The 15793-nt window shown below is 73.9% G+C and carries 12 protein-coding genes; 6 read left to right on the forward strand and 6 right to left on the reverse strand.

Features of this window, described 5'->3' with window-relative positions:
• Positions 1-5: 5 nt before the first annotated feature.
• Positions 6-461, reverse strand: coding sequence for an Lrp/AsnC family transcriptional regulator (locus tag K8Z49_RS18875; protein ID WP_021598200.1), 456 nt, complete (start codon positions 459-461; stop codon positions 6-8).
• A gap of 208 nt (positions 462-669) precedes the next feature.
• Between K8Z49_RS18875 and rocD the strand changes: the two genes are divergently transcribed.
• From rocD to K8Z49_RS18895, 4 genes are all read left to right on the forward strand, one after another.
• On the forward strand, positions 670-1863 hold the full coding sequence (gene rocD, locus K8Z49_RS18880) for an ornithine--oxo-acid transaminase (protein ID WP_412521098.1): 1194 nt from the start codon (positions 670-672) through the stop codon (positions 1861-1863).
• A gap of 343 nt (positions 1864-2206) precedes the next feature.
• Positions 2207-3175 carry an LCP family protein gene (locus K8Z49_RS18885; protein ID WP_412520061.1) on the forward strand — a complete coding sequence of 323 codons (969 nt, stop codon included), beginning with the start codon at positions 2207-2209 and terminating at the stop codon, positions 3173-3175.
• Between the two features lie 108 nt (positions 3176-3283).
• Complete coding sequence (locus K8Z49_RS18890) at positions 3284-3919, forward strand: PadR family transcriptional regulator (protein WP_021598203.1); 636 nt, start codon at positions 3284-3286, stop codon at positions 3917-3919.
• Positions 3916-5532 (forward strand): DHA2 family efflux MFS transporter permease subunit, encoded by a 1617-nt coding sequence (locus K8Z49_RS18895; protein ID WP_021598204.1) that lies wholly within the window; start codon positions 3916-3918, stop codon positions 5530-5532. The genes K8Z49_RS18890 and K8Z49_RS18895 overlap by 4 nt, the downstream gene beginning before the upstream one ends.
• A gap of 4 nt (positions 5533-5536) precedes the next feature.
• Here the strand turns inward: K8Z49_RS18895 and K8Z49_RS18900 are convergent, their stop codons facing one another.
• From K8Z49_RS18900 to K8Z49_RS18910, 3 genes are all read right to left on the reverse strand, one after another.
• On the reverse strand, positions 5537-6037 hold the full coding sequence (locus K8Z49_RS18900) for a DUF6113 family protein (protein WP_021598205.1): 501 nt from the start codon (positions 6035-6037) through the stop codon (positions 5537-5539).
• A gap of 52 nt (positions 6038-6089) precedes the next feature.
• Positions 6090-6989, reverse strand: a complete 900-nt coding sequence (mshB, locus tag K8Z49_RS18905) for an N-acetyl-1-D-myo-inositol-2-amino-2-deoxy-alpha-D-glucopyranoside deacetylase (RefSeq protein ID WP_021598206.1) — start codon at positions 6987-6989, stop codon at positions 6090-6092.
• 81 nt (positions 6990-7070) lie between these two features.
• A complete protein-coding gene (locus K8Z49_RS18910; protein ID WP_024934116.1) occupies positions 7071-8513 on the reverse strand; it encodes a serine/threonine-protein kinase in 1443 nt (480 codons plus the stop codon).
• A 170-nt stretch (positions 8514-8683) separates the two neighbouring features.
• Here K8Z49_RS18910 and K8Z49_RS18915 point away from each other — a divergent pair, with 170 nt between their 5' ends.
• The gene (locus K8Z49_RS18915; RefSeq protein WP_024934117.1) at positions 8684-10774 is read left to right on the forward strand and encodes a S9 family peptidase; all 2091 of its coding nucleotides are present in this window, start codon (positions 8684-8686) and stop codon (positions 10772-10774) included.
• On the opposite strand, the gene K8Z49_RS18920 is transcribed toward K8Z49_RS18915, so the two are convergent.
• Positions 10767-12524, reverse strand: coding sequence for an ABC transporter ATP-binding protein (locus K8Z49_RS18920; protein ID WP_412520065.1), 1758 nt, complete (start codon positions 12522-12524; stop codon positions 10767-10769). The genes K8Z49_RS18915 and K8Z49_RS18920 overlap by 8 nt on opposite strands.
• Positions 12521-14236, reverse strand: a complete 1716-nt coding sequence (locus K8Z49_RS18925) for an ABC transporter transmembrane domain-containing protein (protein WP_412520067.1) — start codon at positions 14234-14236, stop codon at positions 12521-12523. Before K8Z49_RS18925 ends, K8Z49_RS18920 begins: the two co-directional genes overlap by 4 nt.
• Positions 14237-14541: 305 nt before the next feature.
• On the opposite strand from K8Z49_RS18925, the gene K8Z49_RS18930 reads away from it, so the two are divergent.
• A complete protein-coding gene (locus K8Z49_RS18930) occupies positions 14542-15777 on the forward strand; it encodes a PP2C family protein-serine/threonine phosphatase (RefSeq protein ID WP_021594274.1) in 1236 nt (411 codons plus the stop codon).
• Positions 15778-15793: the final 16 nt, after the last annotated feature.

A 15793-nucleotide genomic window follows, 5' to 3' on the forward strand; every position in this document is an offset into this window, starting at 1 on the left:
AAGGGTCAGTGCGACGGCGCGTCGGTGGGGCGCCCGATCAGCCGGGACAGGACGATCGCCGTCTTCGTCGCGGTGATGTTGTCCTCCCGGCGGAGCCGTTCGAGGGCCTGCTCCAGGTGCTGGATGTCGCGGGCCCGGACGTGCACGAGAGCGCTCGCGTCACCGCTGATCGTGTACGCCGCGACGACCTCCGGGTGGCCGCGGACGCTGGAGTAGATCTCCTCCGGGGACGTCGCGCCGGTGCAGAAGATCTCGATGAACGCCTCGGTCGTCCAGCCGAGCGCGGCCGGGTCGACGACGGCCGCGAAACCGTTGATCACCCCGTCCGCGCGGAGCCGGTCGACGCGCCGCTTCACCGCCGGGGCCGACAGCCCGACCCGGTCGCCGATCTGCGCGTAGGACGCGCGCCCGTCCGCCAGGAGTTGCGCAACGATTCGACGGTCCAGCTCGTCAAGACGCAACAAACAACACCCCCGAAGTCGGTTTTCGTCATTGGTCGGCGGTCAACTCCGAACATACGCTGGGAAGCGGACCGGCGGCCACCTGACCCCGCCCGGCCCTCACCCTCGGCACCGGCCCGCCGTCCGGGGTCCCAGCCATGTCCCGGCCCGACGGGCCGGGCCGAGCCGCGAAAGGAGCGTCGTGACGGCCACCGACCAGCTGCGAGCGATGTCCGAGGACCACAGCGCGCACAACTACCACCCCCTCCCCATCGTGGTCTCCGAGGCGGACGGCGTCTGGCTGACCGACGCCGAGGGCCGCCGCTACCTCGACATGCTGGCCGCGTACTCGGCGGTCAACTTCGGGCACCGCAACCCGCGGCTGACCGACGCCGCGCGGCGGCAGCTCGACCGCGTCACGCTGGTGAGCCGGGCGTTCGACCACGACCAGTTCGGCCCGTTCGTGTCCGAGCTGGCCGAGCTGTGCGGCAAGGACATGGTGCTGCCGATGAACAGCGGCGCCGAGGCGGTCGAGACCGCGCTGAAGACCGCCCGCAAGTGGGGCTACGAGGTCAAGGGCGTCCCGGCGGACCGGGCGAACATCATCACCTTCGAGGGCAACTTCCACGGCCGCACGACCACCATCATCAGCTTCTCCACCGACCCCGACGCCCGCGACTCCTACGGCCCCTACACGCCGGGCTTCCGGACCGTCCCGTACGGCGACGTCGACGCGCTGAAGTCCGCGATGGACGACGCCACGGTCGGCGTGCTGATCGAGCCGATCCAGGGCGAGGCCGGCGTGAACGTCCCGCCGAGCGGATTCCTGCGGGCGGTGCGGGAGCTGTGCACCGCGAACGGCGCGCTGATGATCGCGGACGAGATCCAGTCGGGCCTCGGCCGCACCGGCACCACGTTCGCGGTCGAGCACGAGGGCGTCGTCCCGGACGTCTACATCCTCGGCAAGGCGCTCGGCGGCGGCATCATGCCGGTCTCCGCGGTGGTCGCCGACCGCGACGTCCTCGGCGTCTTCAAGCCGGGCCAGCACGGCTCGACGTTCGGCGGCAACCCGCTCGCCTGCGCGATCGGGCGCGAGGTGATCGCGATCCTGAAGACCGGCGAGTACCAGGAGCGGTCCCGGACGCTCGGCGCGCACCTGCACGAGCGGCTCGGCCGGCTGCCCGGCGACCTCGTCCGGGAGGTCCGCGGCCGCGGGCTGTGGGCGGGCGTCGAGCTGCACGGCAGGGCCCGCCCGGTCAGCGAGCGGCTCATGGACCTCGGCGTCCTCGCCAAGGAGACCCACGAGACCACGCTCCGCCTCGCCCCGCCGCTCGTCATCGAGCGCGCCGACCTCGACTGGGCCCTCGACCAGCTGGAAATCGCGCTCTGTGATCTTGGCAGTGCCCTCCTCCTTCGGGCCTAGCGGCCCTGCTGTGTTCATGGCAGTGCCCTCCTCCTTCGGGCCTGGCGGCCCTCCATCGTCGGGCACCGCGGCGATCGCTGGCATCGCATCCGACTCGCCTTGCGGCTCGCTGCGCGATCAGGGTCTCGCAAGCTCGCCCCTGCCTTCGGACGCGATCGCGGCGGCCCCGGTTGTCGCGTGGCCGGGGTGATGGTCGCGGCTGTCCTCCCGATCCGGAACGCCGCCGGTCAACGGCGCCCGGCGGCGTCTCCTCGTTCATCGCAAACCCGAAACTCGTCAAAGGCTTGACCGCCGCCCGCCGGGCGCGTCGGCGCTCACGTCCCCGCCCGGCAGGGTGGGCGGCATGCTGCGGAAATGGGGCGGACGCCGGGTGGCCTTCGGGTGCGGAGGGCTGGTGGTGGGCCTCCTGCTGGTGATGGGCGGCGGGCTCTACCTGCTGCAACGCGCCTACGACGGGGAGGTCGACCGGGTCTCCGGCGCGCTGCCCACCGGGGCGGGGCGCCCGTCCTCCAGCGGGCGGGGCGAGAACTGGCTGCTGATCGGGTCCGACCGGCGCGCCGACATGCCCTCGATGGGCGCCCGCGCCGACACGATCATGCTGGTGCACCTGTCCGGGCGCGGCGACCGGGTGTCGGTCGTCGCGATCCCGCGGGACGGCTGGGTGCCCGTCCCCGGGCACGGCCGGACGAAGATCAACGCGGCGTTCGCCTACGGCGGTCCCGCGCTGCTGGTCCGGTCCGTCGAGCAGCTGACGCGCGTCCGCGTCGACCACTTCGCCGCGCTCGACTTCGGCGGGTTCGTGACGATGACCGACGCGCTCGGCGGCGTGGACGTCACCATCACCAAGAAGACCTTCGACCCGATGCACGACCGGACGTGGGAGGCCGGGCGCCGGCACCTGAACGGCGTCGAGGCGCTGGACTTCGTCCGGCAGCGGTGGAACCTGCCGGGCGGCGACCTCGACCGGATCAAGCGGCAGCAGGCGTTCCTGAACGCGCTCGCGGCCAAGGCGCTGGACACCCGCAACCCGATCAAGATCGACCGGTTCATCCGGGCGGTGACCCGCTCGGTGACCGTGGACGACTCGGTGACCGCCGGCGCGCTGCGCGGGCTCGCCCAGCGGCTGCTCAGGACGTCGCTGCTGGAGTACGTGACCGCCCCCGTCGCCGGGACGGCCGAGCGGGACGGCCAGAGTGTCGTACTCCTGGACGAGGATGGCTCCCGCGAGCTGTTCACCGCCGTCCGGGAGGACCGGGTCGGCGACTACGTGGCCCGCAACGGGGCGGCCAACTCGGTGGACGCCGTGCGCTGAGCCGCCCATAACCTGGGAAATATCGGGAATAGCGGGCCATTTGGCGGTCACAGTCTGGATGGATTAGTCTGAGTGGACTAATCCACCTCCGACCATGAGGCCGGCGCCATGTCCCGACCCCTCACACCGCTCGCGCTGACGGTGCTGCGCATGCTGTGCGACAGCCCGATGCACCCGTACGAGATGCAGCAGCGCATCCGCGACCACGCCTACGACCAGGCCGTCAAGATCACGCACGGCTCGCTCTACCACTCGGTGGAGCGGCTCGCCGCGGCCGGCCTCATCGAGCCGCTGGAGACCAGCCGCGAAGGGCGCCGCCCCGAGCGCACCGTCTACGCGGTGACCACCGCCGGACGCGACGCCGCCCAGTTCCGGCTCGCCGAGCTGCTCGCCCGTCCGAGCGAGGAGTTCCCGCTGTTCGGCACCGGGCTGGCGTTCATCAACCTGCTCCCGGAAGGCGAGGTCGCGCGCCTGCTGCGCAACCGGACCGTCTCCCTGGAAGCGGCGCTGGCCGGGCACCAGGCCGCCCACGACTCGCTCCGCAAGCAGGGCATCGAGCGCTACAAGCTGATCGACCAGGAATGGCTGATCGCACGCCTGCGCAGCGAGCTCGACTACGTGCGCGGGATCGTCGACGACCTGGAGGCCGGCCGGCTCACCTGGAAGGACAGCGAGACGCGGGCGATCTGCCACCCGCGGCCTCGGCCACGACCGCACCACACCGACGACAAGGGGGCCTCATGAGCAAATGGCGCGGCAATCCCTGGGCGATCCTGCTGACGCTCTCCCTCGGATTCTTCATGACGCTGCTCGACCTGACGATCGTGAACATCGCGATCCCGGGCATGATCGACAAGCTGGACGCCTCGCTCGACCAGGTGCTGTGGGTCGTCAACGCCTACATCCTGGTGCTCGCCGTCCTGCTCATCACCGCCGGCCGCCTCGGCGACCTGTGGGGCAAGAAGAACCTGTTCATCGCGGGCGTCGCCCTGTTCACGCTGTCCAGCCTGGCGTGCGGCGTCGCGCAGAGCCCGGCGCAGCTGATCGCGGCCCGCGCCGTGCAGGGCCTCGGCGCGGCGCTGCTGATGCCGCAGACCATGTCGATCATCATCGGCGTGTTCCCGCCGCAGCGGCGCGGCGCCGCCCTCGGCGTGTGGGGCGCGGTCGCCGGGGTGTCCACCATCGCCGGGCCCACCGTCGGCGGCCTGCTCGTCACCACCCTCGACTGGCGGTGGATCTTCTTCGTGAACCTGCCGATCGGCATCCTGGTGCTGGCCATGGCGGTGCCGATCCTGCCGGGCCACACCCGCACCGTCCGGCACCGGTTCGACCTGCCCGGCGTCCTGCTGGCGTCCGCGGCGCTGTTCTGCCTCACCTTCGCGCTCACCGAGGGCCAGAAGTACGAGTGGAACGAGGGCATCTGGGGGCTCGTCGCCGCCGGGCTCGGCCTGTTCGCGATCTTCGTCGTGCAGCAGCGGGGCCGCCAGGACGGCGAGCCGCTCGTCCCGTTCTCGCTGTTCCGGGACCGCAACTTCACCGTCCTGAACCTCGTCGGCGCGGCCGTCTCGGTCGGCATGATCGGGATGTTCCTGCCCATGACCATCTACCTGCAGTCCGTGCTCGGCTTCAGCGCGCTGGAGGCGGGCCTGGTGATGGCGCCGTCCTCGATCGTGTCGATGTTCCTCGCGCCCGTCGCCGGACGGATGTCGGACCGCATCGGCGGCAAGTTCATCCTGATGGCCGGCCTCGCCCTCTACGGCCTCGGCATGGTGTGGCTCGTCCTCGTCGCCGAGGTCGGGACGCACTGGACGGCCTTCGTCGCCCCGCTCGTCGTGGCCGGCTTCGGCATCGGCGGCGTGTTCGCGCCGATGGCCACCGAGGCGACCCGGAACGTCCCGCCGCGGCTCGCGGGCGCCGCGTCCGGCGTCAACAACACGATCCGGCAGGTCGGGTCCGTGCTCGGCAGCGCGGCGGTCGGCGCCGTGATGCAGAACCGGCTGGCGTCCGCGCTCCGGGACGAGGCGACCGCCCGCTCGGCGGCGCTTCCGGCCGACGTCCGCGGCGGCTTCGTGCAGGGGTTCGCGGACGCCGCCAAGGGCGGCCTGGAGGTCGGCGCCGGGCAGAGCGGCGCCCGGCAGCAGCTCCCGGCCGGTGTCCCGCCGGGCGTGGCGCACCGCGTCCACGAGCTGGCCGGCCAGGTGTTCTCGCACGGCTTCGTGCACGCGATGAAACCGACGATGTGGCTGCCGATCGGCGTCATCCTGCTGAGCGCCGCCGCCTGCCTGACCCTGAAGGGCCACCGGACCGGGACACCGGCCGCGACGGCGGACCCCGAACCGGCTCCGCTCGCGTCCTGACGCCCTAGCCGCGCGTGCGGCCCGCCTTGCCGAGCAGCCAGTCGCCCGGCGGGCGGGCCGGCGGCGTCAGCATGACCCCGAGCACGGCGGCGACCATGCCGCCGATGATGAACACGTAGCCGGCGAGGGTCGCGGGGACGACGAGGTCGCCCTCGGGGCGGCGCATCGACAGGACGAACACCACGATGCCCCACACGACCGCGGGGACCGTCCCGCCGAGCCGCCCGCCCATCCCCCGGCCGGACAGCCGCGCCATCGCGAACACCAGCCCCACCAGGACGATCGCCGCGAGCGGGACGGGGCCGGCGGTCCAGTCCTGGGCGAACGAGCCGACCACGCCGAAGACGCCGCCGAGGATGCCGAGGGCCGCGTAGGCGGCACCGGACAGGAACGCGTCGCCGGCGCCCTCGCCGCCCGCCCGTTCCAGGCCGGGCGGGCCGGCGTCCACCGGCGCCGGATCGCCTTCCTTGGCGAGGCTGACGTGCGCGTCGTCGTCCTTGTCCACGGACGCCAGGGTACCGGCCCGGCCTGCCGGGCGATGCCGGGAAACCGGGCGGTCAGTCCCGGGCGCCGGCGAGGCCGGCGAAGAGGTCCTTCTCCCGGCGGCCGGGGCCGAGCGGGCCGAGTTCACCGGCCTGCAGGACGAAGTACTCGGTGCCGAACGCCTGCTGCCCCAGGTTGTTCGAGAGCGCGAAGAACGGCCCGACCTGCTCGGGCGCGACGACGATCTGGGTGCGGTGGGCGCGCAGCGCCGCGAGCTTGGCGGGCAGGTGCGCGCGGGCGTCCACCACCGTGGTGACCTGGCCGTCCGGGACGCCCGAGCCCAGCTCGTCCAGCCCGGCGACGCGGGCGAACGGCAGCTTGGCCTCGCGCATCACCGCGATCGCGCGGGCGAGGACGGTCCGCGGGGTGGCGTAGGCGTAGAACTTGGCGGCCCGCCACGGCTCGGCGCCGTCCTCGTGGGCCGGGTCGGCGGCCAGCTCGAACGCCCGCCACGCCACCCGGTACGCCTGGATGTGGTCGGGGTGCCCGTAGTTGCCGCGCTCGTCATAGGTGACGATGACCTGCGGGCGCAGCTCCCGGATCACCGGGACGAGGTCCAGCGCGGCCGTCGTGACGTCGGCCTGCCAGAAGCAGCGCGGGTCGTCGTTGGTGGGCGCGCCCATCATGCCGGAGTCGCGCCAGCGGCCCGCCCCGCCGAGGAAGCGGTGGTCGCGGACGCCGAGCGCCTCGCACGCCGCCGCCAGCTCGCCGATGCGGTACTCGCCCAGGCTGTCCTCCTTGTCGGAGGCCAGATGGCGCAACTCCTCGGGGATGACCTCGCCCTCCTCGCCCAGCGTGCAGGTGACGAGGCAGACATGGGCGCCCTCGGCGGCGTATTTGGCCATGGTCGCCCCGGTCCCGATGGACTCGTCGTCCGGATGGGCGTGGACGAACAGGATCCGCGGCTCCTTCATAGTCAACGAGCCTACTCAGGGCGCGGCATCGCGGCGATGACCGCCCTCCCCCGCGTATCGCGGAAGCGTCACCGGCCCGGCTCAGTCGCCTCCGCCGGGGGGCGTCGTGCCGCCGCCACCGCCGCCACCGCCGCCACCGGGGCCTCCGCCGCCTCCACCGCCACCGGTCGGCGGGTCCTCCGTGGTCGGGGGCTCCTCCGTGGTCGGGGGCGGGGTCGGCGGCTCCTCCGTGGTCGGCGGCTCCTCGGTCGGGGCGGACGTGTTCGGAGGCGGCGTGTTCTGCCGGGTCCGGGTCCGGGTCGGCGTGGGCTCCTCGGGCTCCTCGTCCGTCGGCGAATCCGAGACCGTCGGGGAGTCGCTCACCGTCGGCGTCGTGGGCGCGTTCGGGTCGTCGCCGCCGCGGGTCGCCGCGAACACGCCGACGACGAGCGCCAGCACGGCGATCGCGGCCACCGCCGCGACGATCGGCCACCGGGACTTGCGCTCGGGCTCCCAGTCGTCGTACCGGCCGCGCGTCCCGCGGCCCGGCGGAGCCGGGGGCCGCGCGGGCGGCAGGTTCCCGGTGTACTCGGCGGGCGACACCCGGCGCGTCCCGCCGCCCGGGTGCGTGGCGGCGCCCGCGAGGCCGGCGCCCGCGAGGCCGCCCGCGGCGAGCGTCGAGCCCTCCGCGAGCATCGTGGTGGCCTGCGCCGGGTCGTCCATCCTGGTCTGCCCGGAGCCGCCCGGCCCGCTGCCGATCAGCGCCATCATGATCTGCTGCGCGGTGGGCCGCCGCTCGGGCTCCTTGACCAGGCACGCCGCGATCAGCCGGTGCAGGTCGGCGGGGACGCCCTCCAGCGACGGCGGCTCGTGCATCACCCGGTTGATGACCGCGACGACGGTGTCGTCGCCGAACGGGGGGTGCCCGGTCGCCGCGAACACCATCGTGGTGGCCCACGCCCACACGTCCACGGCCTCGGTGAGCGTCGCGCCCGCCACCTGCTCGGGCGCCATGTAGGACGGCGTCCCGATCGCCTTGGTCGCGTTCGTCTGCCCGGTGTCCAGGGCGCGGGCGATGCCGAAGTCGATCACTCGCGGCCCGTCCGGAGCCATGATCACGTTGTGCGGCTTGAAGTCGCGGTGCACGATGCCGGCCTGGTGGATCGCGACCAGCGCGGTCGCGGTGCCGATCGCGAGCCGGTCCAGCGGCGCGCCGCTGATCGGGCCGGTCTCGGTGACCTGCTTGTACAGCGACGGGCCCGGCACGTACTCGCTGGCGATGTAGGGCTGGTCGCCGGCGACGTCGGCCTCCAGCACCTGCGCGGTGCAGAACCGCGCGACCTGCTTGGCCGCCTGCGCCTCGCGGACGAACCGGTTGCGCGCCATCGTGTCCCCGGCCAGGTCGGCGCGCAGGAGCTTGATCGCGGCACGGTTCCCGGAGGCGTCCACACCGGCGTAGACCACGCCCTGGCCGCCCTCGCCGAGACGCTCGACGATCTCGTACGAGCCCAGCCGCCGGGGATCTCCCGGCTGCAGCTCCGGCATTGACCACTCCTCAGCCGCGACGACAAAAGTGCTTGGGGAAGCTTTGAGCTTACGCGAGCGCGGACCCGGGCACGGGTCGTTCCCCGTCCACCACGCGACGACCCGTGATCATAGAGGCAGGAGACCGCCGTGCGCCGTACTTCCGCACCGTCCTGGCAGACTCGGATGCCATGAGCATCAGCTATCCGCGGCAGAGCGCCCGCACGCGCAGGTTCAGCCTCGGCGTCCCGCGCGCCTTCCAGATCGCGCCGGACGAGTCGCGCGTCGCGTTCCTGCGCACCAGGGCGGGCGACGACCCGGTCACCTGCCTGTGGACGCTGGACACCGCGACCGGCGAGGAGAGGTGCGTCGCCGACCCGGCCGCGCTGGACGTCCCCGGCGAGGAGAACCTGCCCGCCGAGGAGCGGGCCCGGCGGGAACGCGCCCGCGAGCAGGCGGGCGGGATCGTCGGGTACGCCACCGACCAGGCCATGCGGCAGGCCGTCTTCACGCTGGGCGGGCGGCTGCACGTCGCCGACCTGGACACCGGCCTGGTCCGGGAGCTGCCGGCCCGGCCGCCGGTCTTCGACGCGCGCCCCGATCCCGCGGGCCGGCGCGTCGCGTACGCGTCGGGGCGGACGCTGCGGCTCATCGAGATGGACGGCACCGGCGACCGGGCGCTCGTCCAGCCGGAGTCCGACCAGGTCTCCTACGGCCTCGCCGAGTTCGTCGCGGCCGAGGAGATGGGCCGGATGCGCGGCCACTGGTGGTCGCCCGACGGCGGGACGCTGCTGGTCGCCCGGGTCGACGAGACGCCGGTGCAGCGGTGGCACATCGCCGACCCCGCGAACCCCGACCGGCCGCCGTCCGAGATCGCCTACCCGGCGGCCGGCACGCCGAACGCGCTGGTGTCGCTGGTGCTGCTCAAGGTCGACGGGGGGCGCGTCGCCGTCGCGTGGGACCGCGGCGAGTTCCCCTACGTCGTCACCGCGTCCTGGGACCGGCACGGCCTGCTGGTCGTCGTCCAGCCGCGCGACCAGCGCTCCCAGCGGGTGCTGAAGGTCGACCCGTCCAACGGGGAGACGACCCTCCTGCACAACGAGCACGACCCGGTGTGGACCGACATCGTCCCCGGCCTGCCCGCCCGTACGCAGTCCGGCGACCTCGTCTGGATCACCGAGGACCCCGGGACGGACACGCGGCGGATCACCGTCGCGGGGCACCCCGTCACGCCCGGCGGCCTCCAGGTCCGCGCCGTGCTGGGCGTGGAGGGCGAGTCCATCCTCTTCACCGCCTCGGAGGAGTCCACCGAGATCCACCTCTACTCCCTCGACTACCACTTCGACGCGCCCGACGTGACCCGGCTCACCGAGGGGCGGGGCGTGTTCGGGGGCACCCGCTCCGGCGGCGTCACCGTGGTCTCGGGCGCGCGGCTGGACCGGCCCGGTTCGGAGGTCGAGGTGCGCACGCCGTCCGGCACGCACCCCGTCGCCTCCCTCGCCGAGACCCCCGTGATCACCCCGCGGGTGGAGCTGCTGCGCTCCGGCGACCGCGAGATCCGCACCGCGGTGCTGCTGCCGTCCGGGTGGGAGCCGGGCCGGGGCCGCCTGCCCGTCCTCGTGGACCCCTACGGCGGGCCGCACGCGCAGCGCGTCCTCGCCGTCCAGCGCATGTACTGCGAGGCGCAGTGGCTCGCCGACCAGGGCTTCGCCGTCGTGATCGCCGACGGCCGCGGCACGCCGGGACGCGGCCCCGCCTGGGACCGCGCCGTCCGCGGCGACTTCGTCGGGCCCGTCATCGAGGACCAGATCACGGCGCTGATCGAGGCGGCGCGCGTGCACCCAGCCGCGTTCGACCTCGACCGCGTCGCGATCCGGGGCTGGTCGTTCGGCGGCTGGCTCGCGGGCCTGGCCGTCCTGCACCGCCCGGACGTCTTCCACGCGGGCATCGCGGGCGCCCCGGTCACCGACTGGCGGCTGTACGACACCCACTACACCGAGCGGTACCTGGGCCACCCCGACGAGGAGCCGGACAACTACACCGCCAACTCCCTCATCGAGAGGGCCGCCGACCTCAAGCGCCCGCTGATGCTGATCCACGGCCTCGCCGACGACAACGTGGTGGCGGCGCACACGCTGCGCCTGTCCTCGGCCCTCCTCGCGGCGGGACGCCCGCACACCGTCCTGCCGCTGTCGGGCGTCACCCACATGACCCCGCAGGAGGTCGTCGCCGAGAACCTCCTGTACGCACAGGTCCAGTTCCTCGAATCGAATCTCACCTAGCGCGGGTCTCGCCGCCGTGCCAGGAGCTCCATAGGGAGGCGTAGGAGCCCCGGGCGGCGATGAGCTCGGCGTGGGTGCCGAGCTCGGTGATGCGGCCGTCCTCCACCACCGCCACGCGGTCGGCGTCGTGGGCGGTGTGGAGGCGGTGCGCGATCGCCACGACGGTGCGGCCGTCCAGGACGGCGGCGAGCGAGCGTTCCAGCCGGCGGGCGGCGCGCGGGTCGAGCAGCGACGTCGCCTCGTCCAGGACCAGCGTGTGCGGGTCGGCGAGGACCAGCCGGGCCAGCGCGAGCTGCTGCGCCTGCGCGGGCGTCAGCGTCTCGCCGCCCGAGCCGACCACCGTGTCGAGGCCGGGGCCGTCCCAGTCGACCGCCCGGAGGACCCGCCCGATCTCCTCGTCGGACGCGCCCTCGCGGGCCATCACGAGGTTCTCGCGCAGCGTGCCGCGGAACACGTGATGCTCCTGGGTGACCAGGGCGACGTGGCCGCGCAGGTCGTCCAGCGGCAGCTCCACCAGCGAGACGCCGCCGGCCCCCGCGCCGGCGTCGCCGTCGAGGGTGATCGACCCCGAGCGCGGGCCGTCCACCCCGGCGAGGAGGCGGCCGAGCGTCGACTTGCCCGCGCCGCTCGGCCCGACCATCGCCAGCCGCTCACCGGGCCGCAGGGCGAGGTCCACGCCGTGCAGGACGTCCTGCCCCGGCCGGTAGGAGTAGCGGACGTCCCGCGCCGTGAGCCGCTCCCCGTCGGGGACGCGCCCGCCGGGCTCGCGGTCCGGCGGGACGTTCCCGACGCCCAGCAGGCGGGCCAGGGACGCGCCGCCGAGCTGCAGCTCGTCCAGCCACGACAGCACCGTGTCGACCGGCTGGATCAGCTGCTGCGCGTACAGGGTCGCGGCGGTCACCTGCGCGAGCGTCGCCATGTCGTGGATGTAGAGGAAGCCGCCGACCAGCAGCGTCGACACGATGGGCAGCACGAAGCCCATCTCGGCCGCGGGGAACAGCACCATGCGCAGCCGCAGGGTGTATCGCTCGGCCCTGTAGGACCGCGCGATGTCGGCGTCGCCCCGCTCGTGCCTGCGGTCGGCGAGGCCGAGCGCCTCGACCGTCCGGGCGCCCTGGACGGTCTCGGTCAGCCCGTCCGCGATCTGCGACCAGGACGCGTTCTCCCGCAGGTAGCCCTGGTGGGCGCGCGGCAGGTACCAGCGCATGACCGCCCACAGCATCGGGACGGCGACCAGCGCGGGCAGCGCGACGAGCGGCCCGTTCAGAAGCAGCGCCCCGACGGTGAACCCGCCGACGACGATGGCGACGAGGGTCTCCGGCATCGCGTACCGGGCGGACGTGCTGAGCGTGTCCACGTCGCGGGACGCGCGGGTGACGAGGTCGCCGGTGCCCGCGCGCTCGACGGTGGACAGCGGCAGCGCCAGGACGCGGTCGACGAACTCCTCCCGCAGCTCGGCCAGCACGCGCTCGCCCAGCTTCGCGGACGCGAGGTAGGCGTACCGGGTCAGCACGCCCTGCACGACCACGAACGCGGCGATGGCCAGGCCGATCGCGGTGATGTCGGCCCGGCCGTCCCTGACGTCCTCGACGAGGGCGCCGAGCAGCCGGGGGGTGACCAGCCCGGTCACGGCGGCGAGCGCGTGCAGGACGAGCACCCCGGCCAGCGCTCGGGGATGGCGCAGCACGAGCCGCCGCGCATACGCCCGCACCTGCGCGGTCGTCGCGACCGGCAGTGTCTCGGCACTCACGTTCCCGCCCTTTCCGCGGTCTCTTCTCTGGAGGTCGCTTCTCCTCTGGTGACGGTCGCCTCGTAGCGCGGCTCGCTCTGGAGGAGGTCGCGGTGGGGTCCCTCCGCGACGACCAGGCCGTCCTGGACGAAGGCGACGTGGTCGGCACGGTCCAGCATCAGCGGGCTGGTCGTGCAGACCACCGTGGTACGGCCCGCGCGCGCTTGGCCGAGCCTGTCGGCGATGCGGGCCTCGGTGTGCGCGTCCACCGCGCTGGTGGGCTCCACCAGGACGAGGACGTCGGGGTCGGCGGCGAGCGCCCGCGCTAGGCGAAGGCGCTGCTGCTGGCCTCCCGAGAACTCCCGACCGGCTTCGACCACGTGGGCGTCCAGGCCGACCGCCTCGACGATGTCCTCCGCACAGGCGTCCCGGATCGCCGCCCGCAGCGTCGCCTCGTCACCGCCGGGCGCCAGCGTCTCGGCGAGGGGCCCGGAGAACAGGCGGTCCTCGTTGACGGCGACCAGGATCCGCTTCCGGACGTCGGCGACGTCGTGCAGCGAGACGCCGCCGAAGTCGACGTCGCCGTCCCGGTAGCGGCCCAGCCGGTCGGCGATCGCCTGCGCGTCGCGCGGGTCGGCCGCCGCGATCGCGGTGACCCGCCCCGGCCGCACGACCAGACCGGACGCGATGTCGACCAGCTCGGCACCCGCCGCCGGGCGGGCCGTCCCGGTGTCCGGCAGCTCGGGGTCGAGCCGCAGCAGCGCGGTCACCCGGCCCGCCGCGACCAGCCCCTTGGTGATCTTGCCGGCCGCCTCGCCGAGGGTCTTCAGCGGCACGATCAGGAACACCGCGTAGCCGTAGAACGCGACCAGCTCGCCCACGCCGATCGTCCCGCGCGCGGCGAACCGGGCGCCGACCCAGGTCACCAGCGCGATCAGCAGGCCCGGCAGCAGCACCTCGGCGCCGTTCATCCGGGTCTCGGCGCGCGCGACCGCCACCCCGGCGGCGCGCACCCGCTGCGACTCCGCGCGGTACCGGCCGGAGAACAGCGCCTCGCCGCCGATGCCGCGCAGCACCCGCAGGCCCGCGACGAGATCGGTGGCGTGCGTGCTCAGCTCGCCGACCAGCTCCCGGTGCGCCAGCTCCCGCTCGCGGTAGGGGCGCAGCAGCGGCGCCGCGACCGCCAGGATCAGCGGGACGCCGACCAGCACGATCAGCCCGAGCGGCGGCGACGTCGTCAGCAGGATGCCGGTCACGGCGGCGATCGCGACCACGGCCCCCGACCCGCGGGCGATGATGTCCAGGGCGTCCCCGATGTGCGACACGTCCGACAGGCCGATGCTGACCACCTCGCCCGCGCTCACCCGCTTCGGCAGCGTCCCGCCGAGGCGGGTGGACTGCCGGGTGACGAGCTGGACCGTCCGGTAGGCCGCGGCGAGCCAGTTGAACACCGCGAACCGGTGGCGGACGGCGCCCGCCACGGCCTGCACCACGCCGAGCCCGGCCAGGATGGCGCCCCACGTCACCAGGGCGCGCTCGTCCCGCGCCACGACGCCGTCGCCGATGGCGCGGCCGACGGCGGCGGGGATCAGGGCCTGGCTGAGCATCCACACCACGCCGAGGGCCGCGCCGGCGGTGACGCTGCGCCACTGGACGCGCAGCAGCCACAGCAGGTAGCGGGCTGGGGTGGTGTGGTCGGGGCCGCCAGGATCTTTCTCCGGCAACGGCTTCACGCGTCGAAGGTTATGCAGCGGATCGCCGGAATCTCGACTGGTTTTTCAGCAGGGCGGATCCAATTCCGGTCCGTCCGAAAACTCGTCCACGGATGCGCCCAGGGGGTGCGGCACGCCGCGCGGACACGCTAAGGTCAAGCTCGTACGGAGCGAGCCCCACTCCGCTCCTTGAGCCGGGACCCTGGCGGCTAGGCCGATGCCGCTGCCCCGGCGCGGCCGGTACCGCTCCCCTGCCGCCGCAGGAATAAAGCGGATCGCCACGGCCGTTGCCAGTGCCGTCGCCAGCCCGACTTTCCGGAAGCCCTGTGAGCACCATCAGCCATCAGACTCATCCCTTCACGCCGGGGACCGAGGACAGGATCGACCTGCTCCTCATCGACGACGACCCCTCCGACGTCCTCATGGTCGAGAAGATGCTCGCCGAGAGCGGCATGGACGCGGGCATCACCGTCGCGCAGGACCTCGCCACCGCCGCGCGGACGCTGACCCGGCGCACCCAGTGCATCATCGTCGACCTGTCCACGCCCGGCATCGACCGGCTGGAGGCGCTCCGGCAGGTGCTCGGCCTTTCCGGCACGGCGGCCGTGGTCGTCCTCACCGGCCTGGACGACGCCCACCTCGGCGTGCAGGCGGTCGCCGCGGGCGCCGAGGACTACCTGGTCAAGCAGGAGGTGGACGCGCCGCTGCTGGCCCGCGCCATCCGCTACGCCATAGAGCGCAAGCGCTCGGAGGAGACCGAGCGGCGCCTCGTCGAGGCCCGCATCCTCGGCCGGGAGAACGCGCGGCTGGAGCGCGGGCTGCTGCCCGTCCCGCTCATCGACGACCCGTCGCTGCGGCACCACACCCGCTACCGGCCCGGCCGGCGGCGCGCGCTGCTCGGCGGCGACTTCTACGACACCGTGCAGACCGACGGCGGCGCGGTCCACCTGATGATCGGCGACGTCGCCGGGCACGGACCCGACGAGGCGGCCCTCGGCGTCCAACTGCGGATGGCCTGGCGGACGCTCGTCCTCGCCGGCCACACCGGCGAGCAGCTCCTCGGCACCCTCGACACCGTCCTCGGCCACGAGCGGCGCAGCGAGGAGATCTTCACCACCCTCTGCATGATCACGATCGCGCCGTCCCGGCGGACCGCGCGGATGCACCTGGCCGGCCACCCCGCCCCGCTGCTGTTCCGCGGGGCGCCCGGCGCCGGCGGCGAGGTCACCGCCCTGCCGGACTACGCGCACGGCCCGGCGCTCGGCCTGGTGCCCGGCGCCGAATGGCCGACCACCGAGATCGACCTCGGCGAGTCATGGGCCTTGATGCTCTACACCGACGGCCTGATCGAGGGACGGGTCGGCCCCGGCTCCGAGCGGCTCGGCACCGAGGGCCTCACCGGCCTCGCCCGCGCGGCGCGCGGCAAGGGCGCCACGGGACGCCGCCTCATCGACGAGCTGGTGGGCGAGGTGGAGCGCCTCAACGGCGACGCCCTGACCGACGACCTCGCCGTCCTGCTGCTGTCGCGGCGCGCGGAGGCCGCGGAGGCCGGGGAGCTCTGACCCGGCGGCCCCGGCA

It is taken from the genome of Actinomadura madurae, assembly GCF_047130825.1.
Lineage (GTDB): Bacteria > Actinomycetota > Actinomycetes > Streptosporangiales > Streptosporangiaceae > Spirillospora > Spirillospora madurae.

What these genes read in the sequence shown, in the direction of transcription:
- rocD (WP_412521098.1), top strand. Translation starts at nt 670, where the DNA reads ATGTCCGAGGACCACAGCGCGCACAACTACCACCCCCTCCCCATCGTG.
- K8Z49_RS18885 (WP_412520061.1), top strand. Translation starts at nt 2,207, where the DNA reads ATGCTGCGGAAATGGGGCGGACGCCGGGTGGCCTTCGGGTGCGGAGGG.
- K8Z49_RS18890 (WP_021598203.1), top strand. Translation starts at nt 3,284, where the DNA reads ATGTCCCGACCCCTCACACCGCTCGCGCTGACGGTGCTGCGCATGCTG.
- K8Z49_RS18895 (WP_021598204.1), top strand. Translation starts at nt 3,916, where the DNA reads ATGAGCAAATGGCGCGGCAATCCCTGGGCGATCCTGCTGACGCTCTCC.
- mshB (WP_021598206.1), bottom strand. Translation starts at nt 6,989, where the DNA reads ATGAAGGAGCCGCGGATCCTGTTCGTCCACGCCCATCCGGACGACGAG.
- K8Z49_RS18910 (WP_024934116.1), bottom strand. Translation starts at nt 8,513, where the DNA reads ATGCCGGAGCTGCAGCCGGGAGATCCCCGGCGGCTGGGCTCGTACGAG.
- K8Z49_RS18915 (WP_024934117.1), top strand. Translation starts at nt 8,684, where the DNA reads ATGAGCATCAGCTATCCGCGGCAGAGCGCCCGCACGCGCAGGTTCAGC.